This is a genomic window from Desulfurivibrio nitratireducens, assembly GCF_044068515.1.
Classification (GTDB): domain Bacteria; phylum Desulfobacterota; class Desulfobulbia; order Desulfobulbales; family Desulfurivibrionaceae; genus Desulfurivibrio.
In genome coordinates this window covers 33,066-52,722 of the sequence record NZ_JBIPKI010000004.1, presented here as the reverse complement: position 1 = coordinate 52,722, position 19,657 = coordinate 33,066, and the positions used below count along the sequence as shown (strand labels likewise).

At 62.1% G+C, this 19,657-nt stretch carries 14 protein-coding genes; 10 read left to right on the top strand and 4 right to left on the bottom strand.

Annotated elements, in window-relative coordinates; genetic code table 11:
• Window positions 1-213 precede the first annotated feature (213 nt).
• The 9 genes from ACHHTY_RS02820 to ACHHTY_RS02780 all read left to right on the top strand — a co-directional run bounded on the left by ACHHTY_RS02820 (window position 214) and on the right by ACHHTY_RS02780 (window position 14,892).
• Window positions 214-801 (top strand): shikimate kinase, encoded by a 588-nt coding sequence (locus tag ACHHTY_RS02820; RefSeq protein ID WP_395492543.1) that lies wholly within the window; start codon window positions 214-216, stop codon window positions 799-801.
• Between the two features lie 85 nt (window positions 802-886).
• Window positions 887-1,963, top strand: a complete 1,077-nt coding sequence (gene aroC / locus ACHHTY_RS02815) for a chorismate synthase (RefSeq protein ID WP_395492542.1) — start codon at window positions 887-889, stop codon at window positions 1,961-1,963.
• Window positions 1,964-2,000: 37 nt separating this feature from the next.
• Complete coding sequence (locus ACHHTY_RS02810; RefSeq protein ID WP_395492541.1) at window positions 2,001-3,782, top strand: glycogen synthase; 1,782 nt, start codon at window positions 2,001-2,003, stop codon at window positions 3,780-3,782.
• 266 nt (window positions 3,783-4,048) lie between these two features.
• Window positions 4,049-5,053 (top strand): type I glyceraldehyde-3-phosphate dehydrogenase, encoded by a 1,005-nt coding sequence (gene gap, locus ACHHTY_RS02805; protein ID WP_395492540.1) that lies wholly within the window; start codon window positions 4,049-4,051, stop codon window positions 5,051-5,053.
• A gap of 150 nt (window positions 5,054-5,203) precedes the next feature.
• Window positions 5,204-9,502, top strand: a complete 4,299-nt coding sequence (locus ACHHTY_RS02800; RefSeq protein ID WP_395492539.1) for a PEP/pyruvate-binding domain-containing protein — start codon at window positions 5,204-5,206, stop codon at window positions 9,500-9,502.
• A gap of 275 nt (window positions 9,503-9,777) precedes the next feature.
• Window positions 9,778-11,529: a hypothetical protein gene (locus ACHHTY_RS02795; RefSeq protein ID WP_395492538.1), complete on the top strand. Its 1,752-nt coding sequence runs from the start codon at window positions 9,778-9,780 to the stop codon at window positions 11,527-11,529.
• 346 nt (window positions 11,530-11,875) lie between these two features.
• Entirely contained in the window at window positions 11,876-13,288 is a 1,413-nt protein-coding gene (locus ACHHTY_RS02790) for a sensor histidine kinase (RefSeq protein ID WP_395492537.1), read from the top strand.
• Between the two features lie 93 nt (window positions 13,289-13,381).
• Window positions 13,382-14,038, top strand: a complete 657-nt coding sequence (locus ACHHTY_RS02785) for a response regulator (RefSeq protein WP_395492536.1) — start codon at window positions 13,382-13,384, stop codon at window positions 14,036-14,038.
• A gap of 62 nt (window positions 14,039-14,100) precedes the next feature.
• Window positions 14,101-14,892, top strand: coding sequence for a TSUP family transporter (locus tag ACHHTY_RS02780; protein WP_395492535.1), 792 nt, complete (start codon window positions 14,101-14,103; stop codon window positions 14,890-14,892).
• A 151-nt stretch (window positions 14,893-15,043) separates the two neighbouring features.
• Here the strand turns inward: ACHHTY_RS02780 and ACHHTY_RS02775 are convergent, their stop codons facing one another.
• Window positions 15,044-15,841: an undecaprenyl-diphosphate phosphatase gene (locus ACHHTY_RS02775; protein ID WP_395492534.1), complete on the bottom strand. Its 798-nt coding sequence runs from the start codon at window positions 15,839-15,841 to the stop codon at window positions 15,044-15,046.
• A gap of 163 nt (window positions 15,842-16,004) precedes the next feature.
• On the opposite strand from ACHHTY_RS02775, the gene ACHHTY_RS02770 reads away from it, so the two are divergent.
• Window positions 16,005-16,322, top strand: coding sequence for an ArsR/SmtB family transcription factor (locus ACHHTY_RS02770; RefSeq protein WP_395492533.1), 318 nt, complete (start codon window positions 16,005-16,007; stop codon window positions 16,320-16,322).
• A 223-nt stretch (window positions 16,323-16,545) separates the two neighbouring features.
• Here ACHHTY_RS02770 and ACHHTY_RS02765 read toward each other — a convergent pair whose 3' ends face one another.
• From ACHHTY_RS02765 to ACHHTY_RS02755, 3 genes are all read right to left on the bottom strand, one after another.
• On the bottom strand, window positions 16,546-18,069 hold the full coding sequence (locus ACHHTY_RS02765) for a DUF3373 family protein (protein ID WP_395492532.1): 1,524 nt from the start codon (window positions 18,067-18,069) through the stop codon (window positions 16,546-16,548).
• Window positions 18,070-18,297: 228 nt separating this feature from the next.
• On the bottom strand, window positions 18,298-19,341 hold the full coding sequence (selD, locus tag ACHHTY_RS02760; protein ID WP_395492531.1) for a selenide, water dikinase SelD: 1,044 nt from the start codon (window positions 19,339-19,341) through the stop codon (window positions 18,298-18,300).
• Window positions 19,342-19,419: 78 nt separating this feature from the next.
• Window positions 19,420-19,653, bottom strand: a complete 234-nt coding sequence (locus ACHHTY_RS02755; RefSeq protein WP_395492530.1) for a DUF3343 domain-containing protein — start codon at window positions 19,651-19,653, stop codon at window positions 19,420-19,422.
• Window positions 19,654-19,657 lie beyond the last annotated feature (4 nt).

Genomic DNA, 19,657 nt, shown 5'->3' with positions numbered 1-19,657 from the left:
GAACACCGAAAACCAGGTTGACTCCCGGCAACCCCCGGCCCTGCTATTCTCCGAAGAGAGTTACGCCGTCTTTTTGAGAGAGATTATCATTTACATTTTCTTTTGCAAGAACTTTTCGCCCCCCTCCGAAAATTTAAGCCCAAGGCGGCGAAGCTCAAGGCTTGGAGCCAGATTGCTTTTTTATTTTTGCCATATATATGGTAAGAGCAGGGGATGGAAAACGCAATGGCCTGCAAAGGCGGCGAGCCCCCTGGGAAAATTTTTCTGATCGGCTACCGGGCTTGCGGCAAAACCCTGGTGGGACGCATGCTGGCCGCCAATCTGGGCTGGGAATTTCTCGACATGGACGCGGAGATCAGCCGCCGGGCGGGGATGAGCATCCGGGCAATGGTCGCCCGCCATGGCTGGGAGTACTTTCGGAGCCGGGAACGGGAACTGTTGCTCGAACTGAGCCGGGCGCCGGCCCCGTCCCCAGGTTTAGTGGTGGCCACCGGCGGCGGAGCCGTCCTCCAGCAGGATCTCTGGCCGGAGATCCGGGCGAACAGCCTGGTGGTCTGGCTGAGCGCCGATCCGGCAACCATAGCGGGCCGGATCAGCGCCGACCAGGCCAGCGGCGAACAGCGGCCGGCTTTGACCGAGCGGGGACTGCTGGCGGAAATCAGCGAAGTTTTGGCGGCGCGGACCGAGCTTTACCGGCAGGCCGCCCACCTGCAGATCGACACCGCCTCCCTGGAGCCTGCCGCCATCGTCTCCCGGATCAGCGAGCGCTGGACTCAAGAGCGGCAAAAAAACGCGGCTTAAAACGGCTCGGCGGCCGCCGAGGAGCAGGGCGGCGACTTTGCGCGCTGCCCTGCAACAGCCTCAAAACCCGCACAAGGAAAGGAAAATGGCAGGAAATACCTTCGGCAAAGTTTTCCAGATCACCACCTGGGGCGAGTCCCATGGTACCGCCGTCGGGGTTGTGGTGGACGGCTGTCCCCCGGGAATCCCCCTGGGCCCCGAGGATATCCAGGCCGATCTGGACCGGCGCCGCCCCGGTCAAGGTGGTCCGGCGACCAGTCCCCGCCGGGAACCGGACCGGGTGGAAATTTTTTCCGGGATTTTCGAGGGCCGCACCACCGGCACCCCCATCAGCCTGGTTATTTTCAATAAAGATGCCCACAGCAAGTCTTACGACCATCTCAAGGATATCTACCGGCCGGGCCATGGCGACATCACTTACCAGGAAAAATACGGGGTGCGGGATCATCGGGGCGGCGGCCGGGCCTCGGCCCGGGAAACCGCGGCCCGGGTCGCGGCCGGAGCGGTGGCGGGCAAGATCCTGGCCCAGGCCGGCATCGAGGCTTGCGCCTACACCGTGATGCTGGGTGGAATAACCACCGAACAGCGTAATTTTAATGATATCAATGATAATCCGCTTTTTTGCCCCGACAACGCAGCCGCCGCCGCCATGCTGGCCCGGATCGACGAGGTTCGCCGCCAGGGCGACACCCTGGGGGGAATCGTCGAAATCAGGGTCAGCGGCTGCCCGGCCGGACTGGGGGAGCCGGTTTTCGACAAGCTCGACGGCGAGCTGGCCAAGGCGATGATGTCCATCGGGGCGGTCAAGGGGGTCGAGATCGGCCGGGGGTTTGCCGCCGCCGGCCTGACCGGCTCGCAGAATAACGACCCCATCACCCCGGCGGGTTTCAACGGCAACAACGCCGGGGGCATTCTGGCCGGCATCTCCAACGGCGACGAGATTATCATCCGGGCGGCGGTAAAGCCGATTCCCTCCATCGCCAGGGAACAGCACACCATCAACCGCGACCGGCAGCCGGTAACGATCAAGGTCGGGGGACGCCACGACATTTCCGCCATTCCCCGGATCATCCCGGTCTGCGAAGCCATGACCAGGCTGGTGCTGGCCGACCATCTGCTGCGCCAGCGGACCATCAGCGGCTTCTCCCCCCGGGGCGCTTGACGGCACCACCGGTCAAATACTCAGTTGCGAGGAAACCATGCCAGGTGCAGGTAAAAACAAACAAGGCGGCAACGTTCCCGAAGTACCGCTGCTTGCGGCCAGCGGGACGGCGGCGCGGCCCCCGGCCCGCAAGCGGCACCGGGGGCCGCAAGATGGGATGCCCCGGGAAAACCTGATCCGCGATATCTGGATGATCAGCCGGGAATACGACGGCCTGGCCGGCGCCGGCGGGGTTAAGGACGTGGTCCGCCAACTGGGCGAGGCCCTGGCCCGGGCCGGCCACCGGGTCAGCGTGGTCCTCCCCCTCTACGGCTTCATGGATCCCGAAGCGGCCGGGTTTGCTCCCCTGAACCTCCATTTCGAAGTGGGGATGAACTATGTCGGGGTGGAACGGCGCGAACTGGTCCGGATTTTTGCCCGCCACCTGGTTCCCCCCCCGGCCCGGAGCAAGGATCGCCGCCTGCGCCCGGCTACGGCCCCGCGCAACTCCGGGGGCTGCCTTTCCCTTTACCTGCTGGACGCCCAGCGCTACCAGGAAAAGCAGGGGGTTTACACCTATACCGCCGCCGAAGAGGCCCTCAACCCGGACCATCACCAGGGCTCGGGCCATTTCGATTATTTCGCCATGAACGTCCTGCTGCAGAAGGCGGCCCTGGCTTTGATGATCCGGCTCGGTGCCCGACCGGAGGTCATCCACTGCCACGACGGCCATGCCGCCCTGCTGCCGGCGCTGATCCGGGAACTGGAAGGGTTTCGCCACTATTTCGCCGCCACCGCCGCCGTGGTCACGGTTCACAACGCCGGGACGGGTTACCACCAGGAGGTCGCAGACCTGCGCTTTGCCGAGGCGATTACCGGTCTGCCGGCCCGGGTCATCCACGACAACCTCCTCGACGACGCTTTCGATCCGCTGCTGGCCGCTTCCAGCTATGCCCCGCTCAACACCGTCAGCGAGAACTATGCCCGCGAACTGCGGGAGACCGAAGACGACGCCCTGACCGGCTGGCTGGGCCACCGGCTGCTGGGCCGGGGCATCAGCCTGCGGGGGATCACCAACGGAATCAACCCCGCCGACTTCAACCCCACCGAACCGGAAAAACTCGGCCTGCCCGCCGCCTTCTCCCCCGAGCGGGGCGATCTGGCCGGTAAAGAGCTTTGCCGGGCCGAGCTGATCAAGGCCCTGGCCGAAGAGCGCTGGCCCGGCCTGCGCCGGGCCGGAACCCTGGCGCCGGTCCCGGCCGGCCAGGCGTTGCCCCTTTTCACCTTCGTCGGCCGGCTCACCAACCAGAAGGGGGTGGACAAACTGCTCGGCGCCCTGGAAACCCTGCTGCCCCTGGATCAGGGTTTTCAGGTGCTGGTGCTGGGTTCTGGCGACAAGAGCTGCGAACAGGCCCTGAGTCGCCTGGCCGAAAACGAAGCCAACCGGGGCCGGCTCTGTTTTCTCCAAGGCTATGATGCCCGGACGGCCAACCTGGTCTATGCCGCCGGCGATTTCTTTCTGGTTCCGTCCCGCTATGAACCCTGCGGCTTGACCGACTATATCGCCCAGCTGTTCGGCAACCTGCCCATCGTCCACCAGGTCGGCGGCCTGGTCAAGGTGGTGGACGGCCTCACCGGCCTGGCCTACCGCGAGCACAAATCCGCCGCCCTGATGGGGGCCATGCAGCGGGCCCTGGCCCTTTTCCGCCAGGAGCCGGAAAAGATCCTTGACATGCGCCAGGCCGCCGTTAAGCATATTCAGGAGTATTACACCTGGGATACGGTAATGCGCCAGTATCTGGATTTTTACCAGACGGCCCGCTCTTTCCTGCGGTCGTGAACCCCAGCAGGCGGTACTTTGCAACGCTAACCAGGGACCGCCGCGCCCAGCCGCCCCCCTTAGCCCGGGGCCGGCGAAAGCCCGGCGATCCCCCAGTCATCCCGGCAACCTCAAGATTCCGGGACTACCGGTCCGCCCTGACCGGCCATAACCCCGCGACCATTTTCGCGGGACGATTGGAGGCCGGGGCCGGCCCTTAACGACGGCGGGCCCTGCCGGCCCGGCCCAAGTCACCCTTTACCCAGCTCTTTCAAGGAGGCAAGTTCATGACCATCCGTGTAGGCATTAATGGTTTCGGCCGCATTGGCCGCAGTATTTTCCGGGCGGTGGATACCGACCCGCTCTTCGAACAGATCGAAATCGTGGCGATCAACGACCTCACCCCGTCTCCCACCCTGGCCCACCTGCTCAAATACGATTCGGTGATGGGCATTTACCGGCGGAAGGTCAAGGCCGGGGAAGGCGAAATCAGCGTCGACGGCCGCCCGGTCCGGATCAGCAGCCAGCGCAATCCCGCGGAAATTCCCTGGGGCGACCTGGGGGTCGAATACGTCATCGAGTCCACCGGGTTCTTCACCGACGGGGCCAAGGCCCAGGCCCACCTCGACGCCGGGGCCAAGAAGGTGCTGATCTCGGCGCCGGCCAAGGGCCAGGTCAAGACCATCGTCATGGGAGTCAACGAGGATGACTACGACCCGGCCAGCGACCATGTCGTTTCCAACGCCTCCTGCACCACCAACTGCCTGGCTCCGGTGGCCAAGGTGATCACGGAGCGCTTCGGGATCAAACATGGCCTGATGACCACGATCCATGCCTACACCAACGATCAGTCGCTGCTCGATTTTCCCCACAGCGACCTGCGCCGGGCCCGGGCCGCGGCCCTGTCGATGATCCCCACCAAGACCGGGGCGGCCGCCGCCGTCGCCTTGGTCCTGCCCGAATTGAAGGGCAAATTCGACGGCCTGGCGGTGCGGGTGCCCACCCCCAACGTCTCCCTGGTGGACGTGGTCATGGAGCTGGAGCGGGAAACCTCGGTGCCGGAGGTCAACCAGGCCCTGGCCGCCGCCGCCGGCCGCTTCCTGGGCTACTCGGAAGAGCCCCTGGTTTCCATCGACTACCAGGGCGATCCCCGCTCCTCGGTGGTGGACGGGCTTTCCACCAAGGTCATCGGTTCGACGGTGAAGATTTTATGCTGGTACGACAATGAGTGGGGGTATTCCAACCGGATGCTCGATCTGCTGCTGCTGATGGAAGATCGTAAAATACTCTAAAAAAATGCAGCGGGCTCCCGTTCCGGGGCAAGCCGGCCAGTCGCGAAGGGCAAGAATCCCGCCTGACTGGCCGGCTTGCTCCGGACTCCTGTCCGACTGCGGGTTTGCGGGGCGCCGGTGGCCCAGCCCGACACCAGAGCCAATTTTGCCATGAACCATAAAGAGGACAGTCCGACCCCCGGCGCGGCCCAGGCCTGCCGGCCGGCCATCGATTCCGACGCCCTGCGGGCCAACCTGCAGGAAACGGCGGTGGCCTGCGTCGAGCTCGACCCCTCCCTGGCCGTGCTCCTGGAGGTGGTGGCCGATTACCAGGGCATTCGGGCCCCCCTGGAAGAGCTGCTCTACGAAATCAGCCACCCCTACCGCAACTGGCGCCTGATCCTTCCCAAATTACGCTCGTTTATCCTTAAGCACCTGGATCATTACCGCCGGCATGAGCGGGGCCCGGAAGCGTGTTTGCGCCTGGGCGAGATCCTGCTGGCGGCCCTGCGGGAATCGGCCAAAAACGAGGTGCTGCTGGCCCAGGCCGCCGAAGCCCTGGCGGCCCTGCTGGACAAACTGGTCCTGCTGCTCAAGCCTGAGCAGCTGCAAGCCTACCAGCAAGCCCTCAGCCACTGCTGCAACCAATTGGCCGAGCTTGACGATCCCCTGTTGCTGCCCCTGGCCCAGGGCCAGTATTCATTCAATAAAATCATCACCCGCCTGGTCGGCAAATGCCAAAGCGGCGGCCCCGGCGCCCTGCAAGTCTGCGACCTGGGGGCGGCCGCCCGGCTGCTGCAACGGATTCTGATCCTCAATTACCGCTACTGGCTCAGCGAAGAAGATCCCCAGCCCTGGTTCGTCTCTGAGTGTGAAGCCCTCTGCCGGGGCTGGCAGGCCGGCCGCCTGTTCCAGGAAGTTTCCCATGCCCGGCTTCAGCAATACCTGGCCGAGGTGGAACAAATCACCCCCGAGCGGGAAACGGCCGCCGCCCTGGCCCGGCTGCTGGAATTGCCGGATCATCTGGCCATTATCCGCCTCTACAAGGAAATCCCCGACAAGCTGGCCGGGGAGAAGCCGGAGGGACCGGATTTACCCGAGTCCGACCGTTTCGCCGAAAACCGCAAGATGCTGTTTCTCTTCCGGATCATGGAGACCCGCGGCCTGGCCCTGATCCACGAGGAGACCCTGCGGGAGATCAACCGCAGCCTGGTCCAGCTCATCCGCCGCCAGACCTTCGAGGAAATCGAGCGCTTTCTGCTGACCACCCTGGCCCTGCTCAAAACCAATGTCCGCCGTTATCCCCACACCTCCCTGCAATGCATCCAGGTCATCGGCAGCGAGGTCTTCCGCCGCAACAACAGCCGTCTGGTGGAAACCTTTCTCTGGGAGACGGTGCGTTTCGGCTTCCAGCATGCCAACGTCACCGGGATCGGCGAAGACTGGCAACCCCTGGCCAACCCGGCCCACCTGGCCAATATCCGGGTCTGGCTCAACCTGATCAGCCAGGAGCCCAAGTGGTGCTCCACCCTGTTTTCGGCCCTGATTATCAACCTCAAGCTCTCCGGGACCTGCATCAAGGACACCGATCTTTTCCAGCGCGATATCACCGAACTGCTCAACCATCCCATAGAGCCGGTCTACAACCTGGTAACTCAGTTCGCCAAGCTGGTGCCGGTTTTTTTCAACGAAATCGGGGCGGAAGGGCCGTTGCGGGAGGTTTCCACCGAACTCGATGAAATTCACCAGCGCCGGGACAAGCTGATCCACTTTCTCCGCAAGCAGAGCCATGTGGAGTCCAGCAACCTGATCGTCGCCTTCATCGAGAGTATTATCCTCTTCTGGCGCGACCGTGACAAACAGCTGCTGGCTCCCTATCTGCCGGAAGAGGTCTGGAGCCAGATCAGCCCCGAGGGAGAATTCGTCGACGAACTCCACCGCCTGACCGGCCGGATCTGGCGGCTGAAACATATTCGCCAGGTCCAGGATCTGCTCAACTGGGATTTTACCAAGCGCCGGGCCTGGCTGGCCCAGCAGGAGGACATCCCCGAGGGCGAGCGCCGGCGCTTTGACTTAATGGTGCGGATGTACCGCCTCTGCCACCAGAAATACAACCTGGGCACCGAGGAACTGCGCCAGCACCTCAAGCAGGCCGCCGCCGAGGATTTCCCGGAAATGGAGCAACTCCTGGCCGACCTGGAAATCTGCGACACCTTTCAGTGCCTGAACGCCATGCTCGACCACCTGGAACAGCTCAAGCAAATCATCCTCAGCCCGGAAAAATTCCCGGCCAAGGAGAGCATTTATCACAAGCGCCACATCGCGGTGGACATCCCCTCGATTTACGGCCGCTACCAGGAGCGCAAGTTCGATGCCCTGAGCCTGACCTTTCGCCTGGAAAACCTGGCCAACACCTATCTCGAGAAGCTGCCCGAGACCGTCAACCTGACCATTATCACCAAGGCCACCTTCATCCGGATTCTCAAATGCCTGCGCCTTTATCTCCGGGCCCTGAAAATCGACGGCATTACCAGCCGCAAGCTCAGCACCTACATGTCGCTGCTCAGCAACTCTTTAGGAATCAAGCGCTTTTCCTACACCCAGTTTCTTGATATCTTCCGCGGCCTCTCGGAGGGGGTCAAGGACGTCATCTATACCTATTACACCAATCTTCACGAAAACAATCTCAGCATCATCATCCCCCAGATCGGGGAGCGGAACCTGCTGCCCAAGTACCGTTTTCTCTGGCGGGAAGGGGATCCGAGCGGCAACATCAACCGCCTGGCGGAAAGCTTCATGCGCGATCTCATTGCCGGCACCTTCGGCCTCCAGCATCTCGACAATTTCATCACCCGGATCTACCAGACCCTGGAGGCCCAGCGGGAGATGCTGGACGAAGAGCATCTCGACCTGCTGATGACCTACAACCCGGACCGGGCCCTGGGTCCCCTCCACATCCGCCATAACCGCAACGCCAACCTGATTCTGCTGGGCAACAAGGGCTACAATCTGAGCCTGCTGGCCGGCGACGGTCAACCGGTGCCGCCGGGCCTGGTGATCACCACCGAGGTTTTTCGCTGCTGGCCGGTCTTGCGGGAGTTTACCAAGTGCCGGGAGGACTTCATGGCCCGGCTGCGCCTGGGCCTCAACCGGGTGGAGGAGGAGACCGGCCGGATCTTCGGCGATCCGGTCAACCCCCTGCTTCTGTCGGTGCGCAGCGGGGCGGCGATCTCGATGCCGGGGATGATGTCCACCATCCACAACCTGGGCCTCAATGAAGATATCGTCGGCGAGTTCGCCCGCCAGGAGGGCAAGGAGTTCCTGGCCTGGGACAACTTCCGCCGCTTCATCCAGTCCTGGGCCATGGCCATGGGGGTGGAACGGGACCGCTTCCAGGAACTGATGGACGCGGCCAAGGAGCGCTGGGGAATCCGCTACAAACGGGACTTTTCCCCGGCCCAGATCCGGGAGCTGGCCCTGGAGTATCAGCGCATGATCCGGCGCCGGGGGATCGGCATTCCCGACGACCCCTGGCTGCAGCTGACCGGGGCGGTGGAGATGGTGCTCTCTTCCTGGAATACCCCCAAGACCCGGGATTACCGGCAGATCATGGATATTTCCGACAACTGGGGCACGGCGGTGATCGTCCAGACCATGGTTTACGGCAACCTCGGGGCCCAGTCCGGCAGCGGGGTTTTGTTTACCGCCCATCCCTACCGCAAGGTGAGCCGGGTGGCCCTCTGGGGCGACTACGCGGTGGGCGACCAGGGCGAGGATATCGTCAGCGGCCTGGTCACCACCAACCCGATTTCCCTGGAACAGGCCGAACTGGACGGCCGGGACCCCGAGGAAACCCTGGAGCGCCGCTTTCCCGAGATTTACAACCGGCTGCTGGCCATCTGCCGGCGCCTGGTCTATGAAAAACGCTGGAACGCCCAGGAGATCGAGTTCACCTTCGAAGGCCCCCGGGCGGAGGATGTCTATCTCCTCCAGACCCGGGACATGATCACCATCAAGAAGAAGGAAAGCTTCCGGGTTTTTGCCGACGGTGAAGCGGCCGAGGCCGCGGTGCTGGCCCACGGGGTCGGAGTCAGCGGCAGCGCCCTGGCCGGCCGGGTCGCCTTCAACGTGGATAATATCGCCCGGCTCAAAGAGCAGGATCCCACCGCGGCCATTATCCTGGTGCGCCAGGATACGGTGCCCGAAGACATCAAGGAAATCGCGGCGGTCGACGGCCTGCTCACCGCCCGGGGCGGGCAGACCTCGCATGCGGCGGTGGTCGCCACCCGCCTGGAAAAGACCTGCGTGGTGGGCTGCGCCAATCTCAAGGTTTACGAAAGCGAGCAGCGCTGCGAGATCAACGGGGTCAAAATCGGCCTGGGCGACTTTATCAGCATCGACGGCCGCAAGGGCCTGATCCTCCAGGGCGTCCACCCCACCAAACAGGAAATGCAGATCCTGCCGCTGTAGCCCCTGGCTGTCAAACCTAGAAAAAGGCCCGGCTGTGAAGAAATGTTCACCGCCGGGCCTTTTTTATCAAAAACTCTTATCTGGAATACCTCCTCTTTTTTCAGCACTGTGATTAGCGAGAGACAGGGAAAGGCTCCGGCTCCGGCGCCCAGGGAGGACAACGCAGCCGCAAAGGAGAATTTATCTCCCGGCCGGCCCCCTTGTAAGATCAACTTATCATTAAACCGAGAAGGGAGGCTTTTATGCTGCAAGATCGAAAAAAAGGGTTGAAATACTTGACTCTTCCACTGGCCTTGGGCCTGTTGCTGGGGCTGAATGCCTGCAGCGGCAGTGATGGCGCGCCCGGTGCCCCGGGTGCGGACGGTGCGGCGGGTCAGGATGTCGATCCCGCGCTGGTTGAAGATCTGCAACGGCAGATCGACGAACTGGCGGCGCGCCTCGATGAAGATGCCCCTGACGACGGGGTGCCGGTGCTGATCGGGCAATATGCCGGCTCCAAGATTTGCTCCTTGTGCCACAGCGGTCAGCATAGCGAGTGGGATGGTAGCTGGCATACCCGTAAAACCACCTGGGGGCCGGCGGTCCAGCCGGAAGCGGTGGCCACGGTATTCAACTCTCCCAAGAACCATGCCCAGTACCTGGCCGCCGCTCAGGCTAAGTTCCTGCCCGGAGTGATCAATATGTGGAACGAGGGGCAAATCCATTCCCATATGATTCTGGATCGGACCAGCCTGGCTGATGTTCCCGATGCAATCAAAGCAACTTGGCCCGCCGGCGTTACCAATGTAAACTATGTCACCGCCAAAAAATATGACTGGCGAGATGTTGAGGTAATTGTCGGCGAAACCCGCAAGCAGCGTTACGCCGTATATTATGACGGCAAGGGTCCGGTGGATGCCCATTATCAGTACAGTGTCAACGGCGGCATCGGCTGGACGGTGGATACTTCCGCAACGGTGCAATATCCCGGTAACCTGGAGCGGGCGGGCTATAAATTTCTGACCATTGAAATCGACGCCCTCAAAGAGAGCGAAAACGCAGGCTTTCAGAAGGCAAACATGTACGGCGAATTTTACTCCTGGCAGGAACGCTGCATCGGCTGCCACACCACCGGCTTCGACCCCGAGGCCTGGAGCGAGGCCAAGGCGGCCTATATCGCCAGTGAGGGCCAGGAGGGCGATTTGCGCGGGATTTACATCTCGGAAATCACCATCTCCTGCGAGGCCTGTCATGGTCCCGGCTACGATCATGCCGTGGCCTGGGGAGATCCCGGCAAGATCATTAACCCGGCCCGTTTGAACTTCGGCGATCCGACCCGCAAGATGGCCTGCGAACAGTGCCATACCCGAACCGCCGGCAACAAGCTCTATCCGGGGGCGCCCAACGACAACCGGGGCTTTATCCTCGGCGAGCATGACTACATGGACGTGATGACTCACGTTCGTCCGGCCTGGGACACCGGCAGCCGGGCGGTTTCCATCGACGGCAAGGGCCGCCGCGATCATCAGCAGGATATGGATATCCGCCTGAGCCGTTACGCCAAGGACGGCAACTCTTTTCACACCATTCTGGCCTGCTTCGACTGCCACGATTCCCATGGCGTGGGCAAAAAATCGGGCGAGACCGATTACGCTACTGCGCTGGTGGACAAGAACATTTTCACCACCAGTCAAGATCCCGATGGGCAGGTGCGGCTTACCGGTACCCGGGAGCAGCAGTGCATGGGCTGTCATGGCGGCATTTACGAAGATTATCTCAAGGTGTTGAACGGTGCCGCCGGCTGGCCCGCTGCGGGCTTCGGCAACTATAGCAACGAAAGGGGCCGCGGCGACCGCAAGCAGCATATCTTCAATACCGACGATGTAACCCATGCTGATTACCCGCTGGGCCGCAGCTACGGTCTGGCGCCCGAGCAGTACACCTGGGGCCTGACCTCGGCCGGCGCCTGGGTGGCGATCTGGCCCTGGGAAGCAGGTCTGGATACCTATGTGAGCACCCACACCGGTCCCACTAAACCGACCAACTAATTAACCACGATAAATCAAGGCGCTCCGCTCCGGTCCTCCCTCCGGAGCGAAGCGCCTTGGGCTCCACAATCCCCTTGGCCCCTTCGGACCCGGGGGATTTTTATCTCCCGGGCCGGCGGCCGCTCGAGACAAGAGTTGGTCCGGCCTGGAAGTTGGGGTATGGTGATGGGGGCGGCCGGCAATTCCCGCGTGGGTATCGGTCCCTCGGCTGCCACGGGCCGCGCCGGTAAAACCGCCGACCCCGACCGGCCGGGCGCCTCCTGAAACCAGTCGCCGGATTTTACCAGCCTTATCTTATCACCACTAACCGCAACGGCGCCGGTGAACCCCGGTCCGGCCAGGAATCATGGAAGAATCCGTTCTCTTTCTGATCTATCTCTTTTACGGGGCCGCCTTTTTCGCCATCGGAGTGGCCATCGTCGCCCGCCTGAAAACCTTTGCCAGTCTGCGAATCGCCGGCCTGTTCTGGCTGCTGGCCCTGTTCGCCTTCACCCATTCCTTTCACGAATGGCTGGAGCTCTACCTTTACCTGGAGATCGGAACCGAGCCCTTCCGCCTGCAGGCCCGTTACCTCAGCCTGTCGTTGCTGCTGGCCTCCTTTGTCTTTCTCTTCTTTTTCGGAATCAATCTCCACCGGGTGCTCAATCGCCGGACCCGGCCCTATCTGATCGCCCTCTTTCTGCTGCTGGCGACCAGCGCCTTTTTGTTCCTCTACATTCACTTGATCCTGCAGCAACCGTTGTTTCTGGGGGTGGTTGACCACAGCATCCGCAAGCTCTTCGCCATTCCCGCCACCCTGCTTACCGGCAGCGGCTTTATCCTCTACGCCCGCCAGCTGCAAACCCTGAGCCGCAAGGGCGCTGGCAATTTCATCGGAGCCGGGGTCGCTTTTATCTTTTATGGGATTTTTACCGGCATTTTCCCTTCCACGGCGCTGCTGGCCCAGCTGCCGATCCAGTTCTGGCGGGGCCTTACCGCCTTTGTCATTCTTCATTTCATCATGTACGCCCTGGACCGTTTTCTAACCGAACGCGACGCCTTGATCAGCGAAAAGCTGCAGCGGGCGGCCCATTCGGACAAGTTAAGCTCCATCGGCCGCCTGGCCGCCGGCATCGCCCATGAAATCAACAACCCCCTGGCCAACGCTTCCCTGCAACTGGAGTTGCTGCAAAAAGACCCGGCCCTGGCCGCCCTGGCCCCCAAAACCCGGGAAAGAGTGGGCAACGTCGAGCGCAACGTGGCCCGCTCGGCCCGAATCGCCTCGGATCTGCTGCTTTTTGCCGGCAAACGGCAGAAGCAGTTAATTCCGGAACCCGTCGACCTGGTCAAAGTCATTGCCGTTGCCTGGCAGACCCTCAGCCACCGTAACGCCGGGCATCGGTTGCGCTGCCGGTTGCCGGCGACCCTGCTGGTCCCGGGCGTGGCCCTGAGGCTCGAGCAACTGTTCGCCAATCTTTTTCACAACGCCATTGACGCCAATCCGGCCGGGGGGGTAATCACCGTCAGCGGCCGGGAAGAAGACGATCAGGCCATCATCACCATCACCGATCAGGGCGAAGGCATCGCTCCGGAAAAGCTGGGCCTGATCATGGAACCATTTTACACCACCAAGGAAGTGGGCCAGGGAACCGGACTGGGTCTGGCGATCTGCTACGGGATTATGATGGAGCACAATGGCAGCATCGACCTGTTTTCACCTCCGGAGGGGTTGGGAACCACCGTGCGCCTGGTTTTCAAACGTAAGTTGACGAATGACTAAGGGTTGGCGGCGGGATTGACGCGGCGCCGGCCGCCGCCGGGGAAAGCCGGACCGACCCCCAAGTCGCCGGCCCGCGAGGATAAAGGAAAAGCCATGAACAAAATCATGATTGTTGATGACGACCCGGAATTGAGAACCACCATCGCCGAAATCATCGAGCAGGAGGGCTTCGCGGTTCAAACCGCGGAAACCGCCGACCAGGCTTTGAAGCTGCTGGAAAAATCATTTTTCGACCTGGTCCTGCTGGACATGGTGATGCCCGGCACCGACGGGGTTGCCGCCATCGTCCTGATCACGAAGCTATCGCCCCGAACCAGGATCGTGATGATGACCGCCTATGCCTCGATCGAGAACGCCGTCCAGGCCTTGCAGCAGGGGGCCGACGACTATCTCAGCAAGCCCTTCAAGATCGAAGCCCTCCTCACCACGGTACGCAAAAACCTACAGGAAGCCCGCTTCGCCGAATGCGCCGAGGCGGTGGACAGCGATGGGGTTTTCCAGGGTCTGGCCAATCTCCTGCGCCGCCGGATCATCATTCTGCTTCAGCAGCAGGGCAATATGCGCTTTATGGACCTGGTCCGGGCCCTGGGGGTCGAGGATCACACCAAGGTCAACTTCCATCTCAAGGTTTTACGGGAGGCGGGCTTTATCGAACAAAACGAAGGAAAGACTTACACCCTGACGGCGGCCGGCAACAAGGCCGCCGCCTGCCTGGCCTACATCAGCAAGAGTCTGCAAACGACAAATTGAAGCGCTGAAAATTTTGCCGGCGGTCCTGTCCTGGCGCTGCCGGCCGTACAAGTGGAGTAAACATGCTGTCCTTCCTGATCGTCGCCGTCGCCGCCCTGGGGGCGGCGGGGCTTACCATGTATTCGGGCTTCGGCCTGGGCACCCTGCTGCTGCCGGTGTTCGCCCTCTTCTTTCCGGTGGAGGTGGCGGTGGCCGCCACCGCGGTGGTTCACCTGGCCAACAATGTTTTTAAAATCGGCCTGGTGGGCCGGCTGGCCGACCGCTCCCTGGTCCTCAACTTCGGGGTGCCGGCGATCTTCGCCGCCATGCTCGGCGCCGCCGCCCTGGGCTATGTCTCCCGCTTCGAAGTGCTGGCCGCCTATACCCTCGGTCCCCACACCGCGGTGATAACCCCGCTCAAGCTGCTGATGGGCGCTTTGATTTTTTTCTTTGCCCTCTTCGAGCTGCTGCCCGGCCTGCGCCGGATCAAGTTCGACCGCCGCTACCTGGCCCTGGGCGGCTTATTTTCCGGCTTTTTCGGAGGACTGTCCGGCCACCAGGGGGCCCTGCGCTCGGCCTTCCTGGTCAAAACCGGGGTTTCCACCGAGGCCTTTGTCGGCACCAACGCCATGATCGCCTTCATGGTGGACCTGGCCCGGCTCGCCACCTACGGCGGCTTTTTCCTGCTGGCCGCCAACGGCCTGCCCCTGGGGGCGAACGAGTGGCCCCTGGTGCTGACCGGGGTGGCCGCCGCCTTTACCGGGGTGATGCTGGGCAAACGGCTGCTGACCAAGGTCAAGATGAGCAGTGTGCGGACCCTCACCGGGGTAATGCTGCTGACCGTGGCGCTAGCCCTGGCCGCCGGCCTGGTCTAGGGTAAGCGGCCAGGGGGTGGCCCATCTTGCTCAATCAGACCGACTTGCGGACAGGGGTACGCGGCTCCGGTCTGCTGGCGCAACCTGGACCACCCCCTGGCCGCTTACCCGGAACTGTTGCGGCTCGACCGGTGGTGGCCAGCGGGATGATTTACCAGAAGAAATAGAAGAGGACCAGGCCGAGAGCGACCCGGTAGATCACGAAGGGCTGCATCCCGATCCGGCGAATGAAGGCGAGAAAGTAGTGGATGCAGAGATAGGCGCTGATCCCGGCCAGCAAAGTGCCCAGGGCCAGGCTGGCCCAGTCGACCGCTTCTTCGCCGCGAACCAGGGTCAGGGTCTCCAGGCCGATGGCCAGCAGAATCACCGGAATCGAGAGCAGAAAGGAGAAGCGGCTGGCGGCCTCGCGGCTCAAGCCGAGGAAAAGGGCGGCGGTCATGGTGATCCCGGAACGGGAGGTGCCGGGAATCAGGGCCAGGGCCTGGGCGCCGCCGATGATGGCGATATCCTTCCAGCTCAGGCTGTGCTCGTCGCGGCCGTTTTGGTGCTTCCAGTCCGACCAGGCCAAAATCAGGCCGAAGCCGATCAGGCTGGCGGCGATCACCAGCGGCGAGCGCCAATGATCCGCCACCATCCCCCGCAGGGCCAGGCCGGCCAGGCCCACCGGGATGGTGCCCAGCAGCACCCCCCAAGCCAGGCGGCTTTCTCCCACCAGCCGGCGCTCGACCAGGGACCGGCCCCAGTCCCGGCTCATGGCCAGCAGCTCCCGGCGGAAATAGCTGAGCACCGCCGCCAGACTGCCCAGGTGGACGGCAATATCGAAGCTCAAGCCCTGATCGGTCCAGTCGGTGAGAACCGGCACCAGGATCAGGTGGGCCGAGGAAGAGATGGGCAGAAACTCGGTGAGGCCCTGCACCACCGCCAGAATGATGATCTGCAGCAAATCCATGGAGCCAGCTATAACGACCCCAGCCCGGGGGGTCAACAGAAAAGCGGATGCGGCTTGCCTTAGGGATGATTTTTGTGGTAGTTATGCGACTGTTATGAATCATTACCAGCAACCATCCGGCAACCGCGAGGATAACGTGACCGAGTGCGCTCAGCTTTTACCCATGACTTCCCTTGAAAAAGCGGCCGAGTGCCTGCGCACCCTGGCTCACCCCCACCGGCTGCGGATCATCCAGATTCTCTTGGCCCACGAGGAATCGGTGGGAGAGCTGGCCCGGGCCTGCAAGCTCCCGAGCCCGATGGTTTCGGAACATTTACGGCTCTTGAAGGACCGGGGCTTTCTCGAAAACCGCCGCGAAGGGCGCCGGATATTCTACCGCATCGCCGAGCCGGCTTTGGCCAGCATCATGCACTGCGTTGAAAGCCGCTTCGGTTCTGCGACCGGCAATCCCGCCTGCGGCGGCGAGGACTGCGGCAATTGATGAGCTTTTCCCCTGCCCCTGGTTTAGCGCAGTAAGAAAGCCGACCCCGCCGCCGGAAAAGCCAGCATGTTCCGGGCTGTGAGGGAGAAACATCAGCGCAGGAAAGCTATTCGCTGCGGGTTTGATGAGCGGGCCGGATCCGAGCGTAAATGGAGCAAAAAAAAAGGTCCCATCCCGGGGTTATGACTGCCACCCGGGATGGGACCTTTTTTTTAGGCCTTAGTTAAAACTTGGCTTCAAAGGTGACATAGACCTGATCGGCCTTGTCCACCATGGCCGGGGTCATAGGCCCCAAGGCTTCGGCCAGGGCGGCAACGGTTTGGCGATCCGCCGCACTGCCGACATCGTAGGGCCGCAAGTTCCAGTCCAACGAGCCGGTGTAGTCGTAGCGGTAATGCTGGTAGCCCGCCCGGATAAAGGCCCGGCCCAGGCGGGAAACGGCCCGGCCGGGAATCTCGTAAATCCCGTAAACCTCGTAAACCTGGCCGCGGGTGGCCAGCTTGGAGGCGTAGATATCATCGTGGCCCGGGCTCATCCCGATCCAGTACTCGCTGCCGTAGTTGAACTCCAAACCGACCTTGAAGGGCTGCTGGGGCAGGTCATAGCGAACCCCGACATAGACCGAGTAACCGTTTTCCGAACTGGTGTTGGGCCCGGCTCCCATCATCATGGCAATCGGATCATTGAACATCCCGTGCTGGTTGGGATCGGTTCGGCTCCAGGCCCCGGCGACAAAGTAGTTCAGGTTCTGCCACTTGTCCAGGTAAAGGGCGGAGGTATGGTAGATATCGCCGATATTCTGGCGCGGTCCCATCATATCCGGGGCAAAAGCGTTAAACAGGGGGTCGGCAAAGTCGGGATAGTTGAAAACATCCATGGCGATATAGGACTGAAAATAAACGAAGCGGTCGCCCTGGTTGTAAATATCCCAGCTGATCCCCATGAAGTCGGTGTCTTTGATGGTATCCGCCCCCAGCCCGGCCTCAAAGCCCCGGCCGTAGCAGAAGCGGATCCGGCCGGGCAGGGCGATGGCGTTGAACAGCTGGTCGTAGGCGTAGCCGATGGTCAGGCCGTCAAAGGGCCAGTCCATGTAGGAAACCGGGGTGGCCATCCGGCGCTCTTCGTTCTGCCTTAACTGGTTGGGCATGCCATCGGTGGTGGGGCGCCGGCCGACGGAAAACCAGAAATTGCTGCCGCCGATATTGTTCCAGTTGACAATGGCCCGATCCACCAGGAGCTTGTCGTCGTCCAGGCGCCGGCCCGAGTTGCCGTCGATGGCCGGAAAACCGCCAAAGAAACCACCCTGGTCTTCGGGCGCGTTCTGCAGCCCCCAAGCCTTGTGCATGGCCAGGCGGCCGACGAACTCGACGTTTTCCTGGACCTGGGCATACATGTTCAAACGCAGGCGGTTGCTGACCAGGCTCTTGTTCTTTTCGTTGATGGTGGTGTTGGGATTGGCGACATCATAGCGATCGCGGCTGTAATAGTCATAACGGGTGCGGAAATCGCCGGACCAGTGGAAACGGGTGCTCATATCGTGCCAGACGGTGTTGTCAATGGCGCTGATCTGCTCCTGCTGTTCCTGCTGTTCCTGGTCAACTCGGGCCACCTGCGCCTTGAGTTCCTCCAACTGGCGGCTCAAGGCTTCAATCTGGGTCGCCAGATCCCCCTCATGCTGCCCGGCCTGGCCTGCCACCGGCATGACCAGCGCCCCCATCAGGGCCAAAATACCGATTTTTTTACGCATCTCGCTCTCCTCCACTTATGGTGTTTATATTAGTGACGAGCTTGACTCAAGGCCGCCACCTTGACCGGAAACATAACTTCTCCCAGCAACGCTTGATACTTCTATATATATAGATATGTCAACATAAAAAAAACGTGTTGGCTGGTCGCCGCAGAGATAGCACCATGTAACAGTAAAGCATGCTTTGCTGGTTTGGTTTTTGGGCGGGCTTGCAGGGCGAGGCGGGAATCAGTAGATAAAGATTCGACCGGGGGGGCCGGCGACGACCTCGCCGATGACCCCGTAGTCCAGGGGGTAGTCAAGCTGAGCGAGCTCGGTCGCCATGGCGGCGATGGCCTCGGGTGGGGCGGCGATCAGCAGGCCACCGGAGGTCTGGGGATCGTAGAGTACCATCTCCAAGGGGTCGGCCTGGTCCAGGGCGGACTGGACAAACTGGCGGTAGTGGCTGCGATTGCTATGGGCGCCGGCGGGGATGATCCCCATGCCGGCAAAGTTAAGGGTTTCCGGCAGCAGGGGCACCGCCGTCGCCTTGAGGCGGATCGCCACTTGGGAGGCGGCGGCCATTTCCTGGAGATGGCCGATCAGGCCGAAGCCGGTGATGTCGGTGCAGCCATGGGCCCCGCCAACGGTGATCATCACCCGGGCCGCTTGCTGATTGAGGAAGGCCATGACCCGGCCGATCATGGCCTCGCTGGCCGTTCCGGCCAGGCCCCCCTTGAGGGCGGTGGCGATGATTCCGGTGCCGATGGGCTTGGTCAGCAGCAACTGGTCCCCCGGCTGGGCCCCGGAGTTGAGGAGCACCCGGTCGGGATGAACGGTCCCGGTAAGCGACAAGCCGTATTTAATCTCATCGTCCTCGATGGAATGGCCGCCGACCAGCAGGGCCCCGGCCTCGGTGAGAGTATCGAGCCCCCCTTTTAAGATCGCCCGCAGCACGGCGCAGTCCATCTTCTTGATCGGAAAGGCCACCAGGTTCATGGCCAGCAAGGGCTGGCCCCCCATGGCGTAAACGTCGCTGAGGGCGTTGGCCGCGGCGATCCGGCCGAAGAGATAGGGATCATCGACAATGGGGGTAAAAAAATCCACCGTTTGAATCAGGGCGGTGTCATCGTTGAGGCGATAAACCCCGGCATCCTCGCCGCCGCCGATCCCGGCCAGCAGGCGGGGATCCCCCGGCACGCCCAGGTCGGCCAATACCCGGTCCAGGTCCCCCGGACCCAGCTTGGCCGCTCAACCGGCGGCTTTAACGGTGCTGGTCAGTTTTTCCTTCATCTTTCCCTTATCCGGCGATCAGCGGGTTTGCTGTTCTGGTTGGGCTCCCCGGGACTTGGCGGAGCCAGTAAAAACTCTTCAGGCAAGGGGGTGGAAATCCCCGTGCTCATCCAGGCGGAAGAGGCGGGGCATGGGCAGCCCGGCTTCCGCTAAAACCTGCTTTACCACCGCGAGATCGGAACAGTGAAAGGCCAGGGCCATCCCGCAAGCGGTGGAAATTTTGCGCGGCACCGGCACCAGGTCATGATCCAGTCCCCGGCGGCGAAAAAACTGTTCCGCCTTGAGGACAAAGTGAATCGAGGGCAACAGCAAAAAA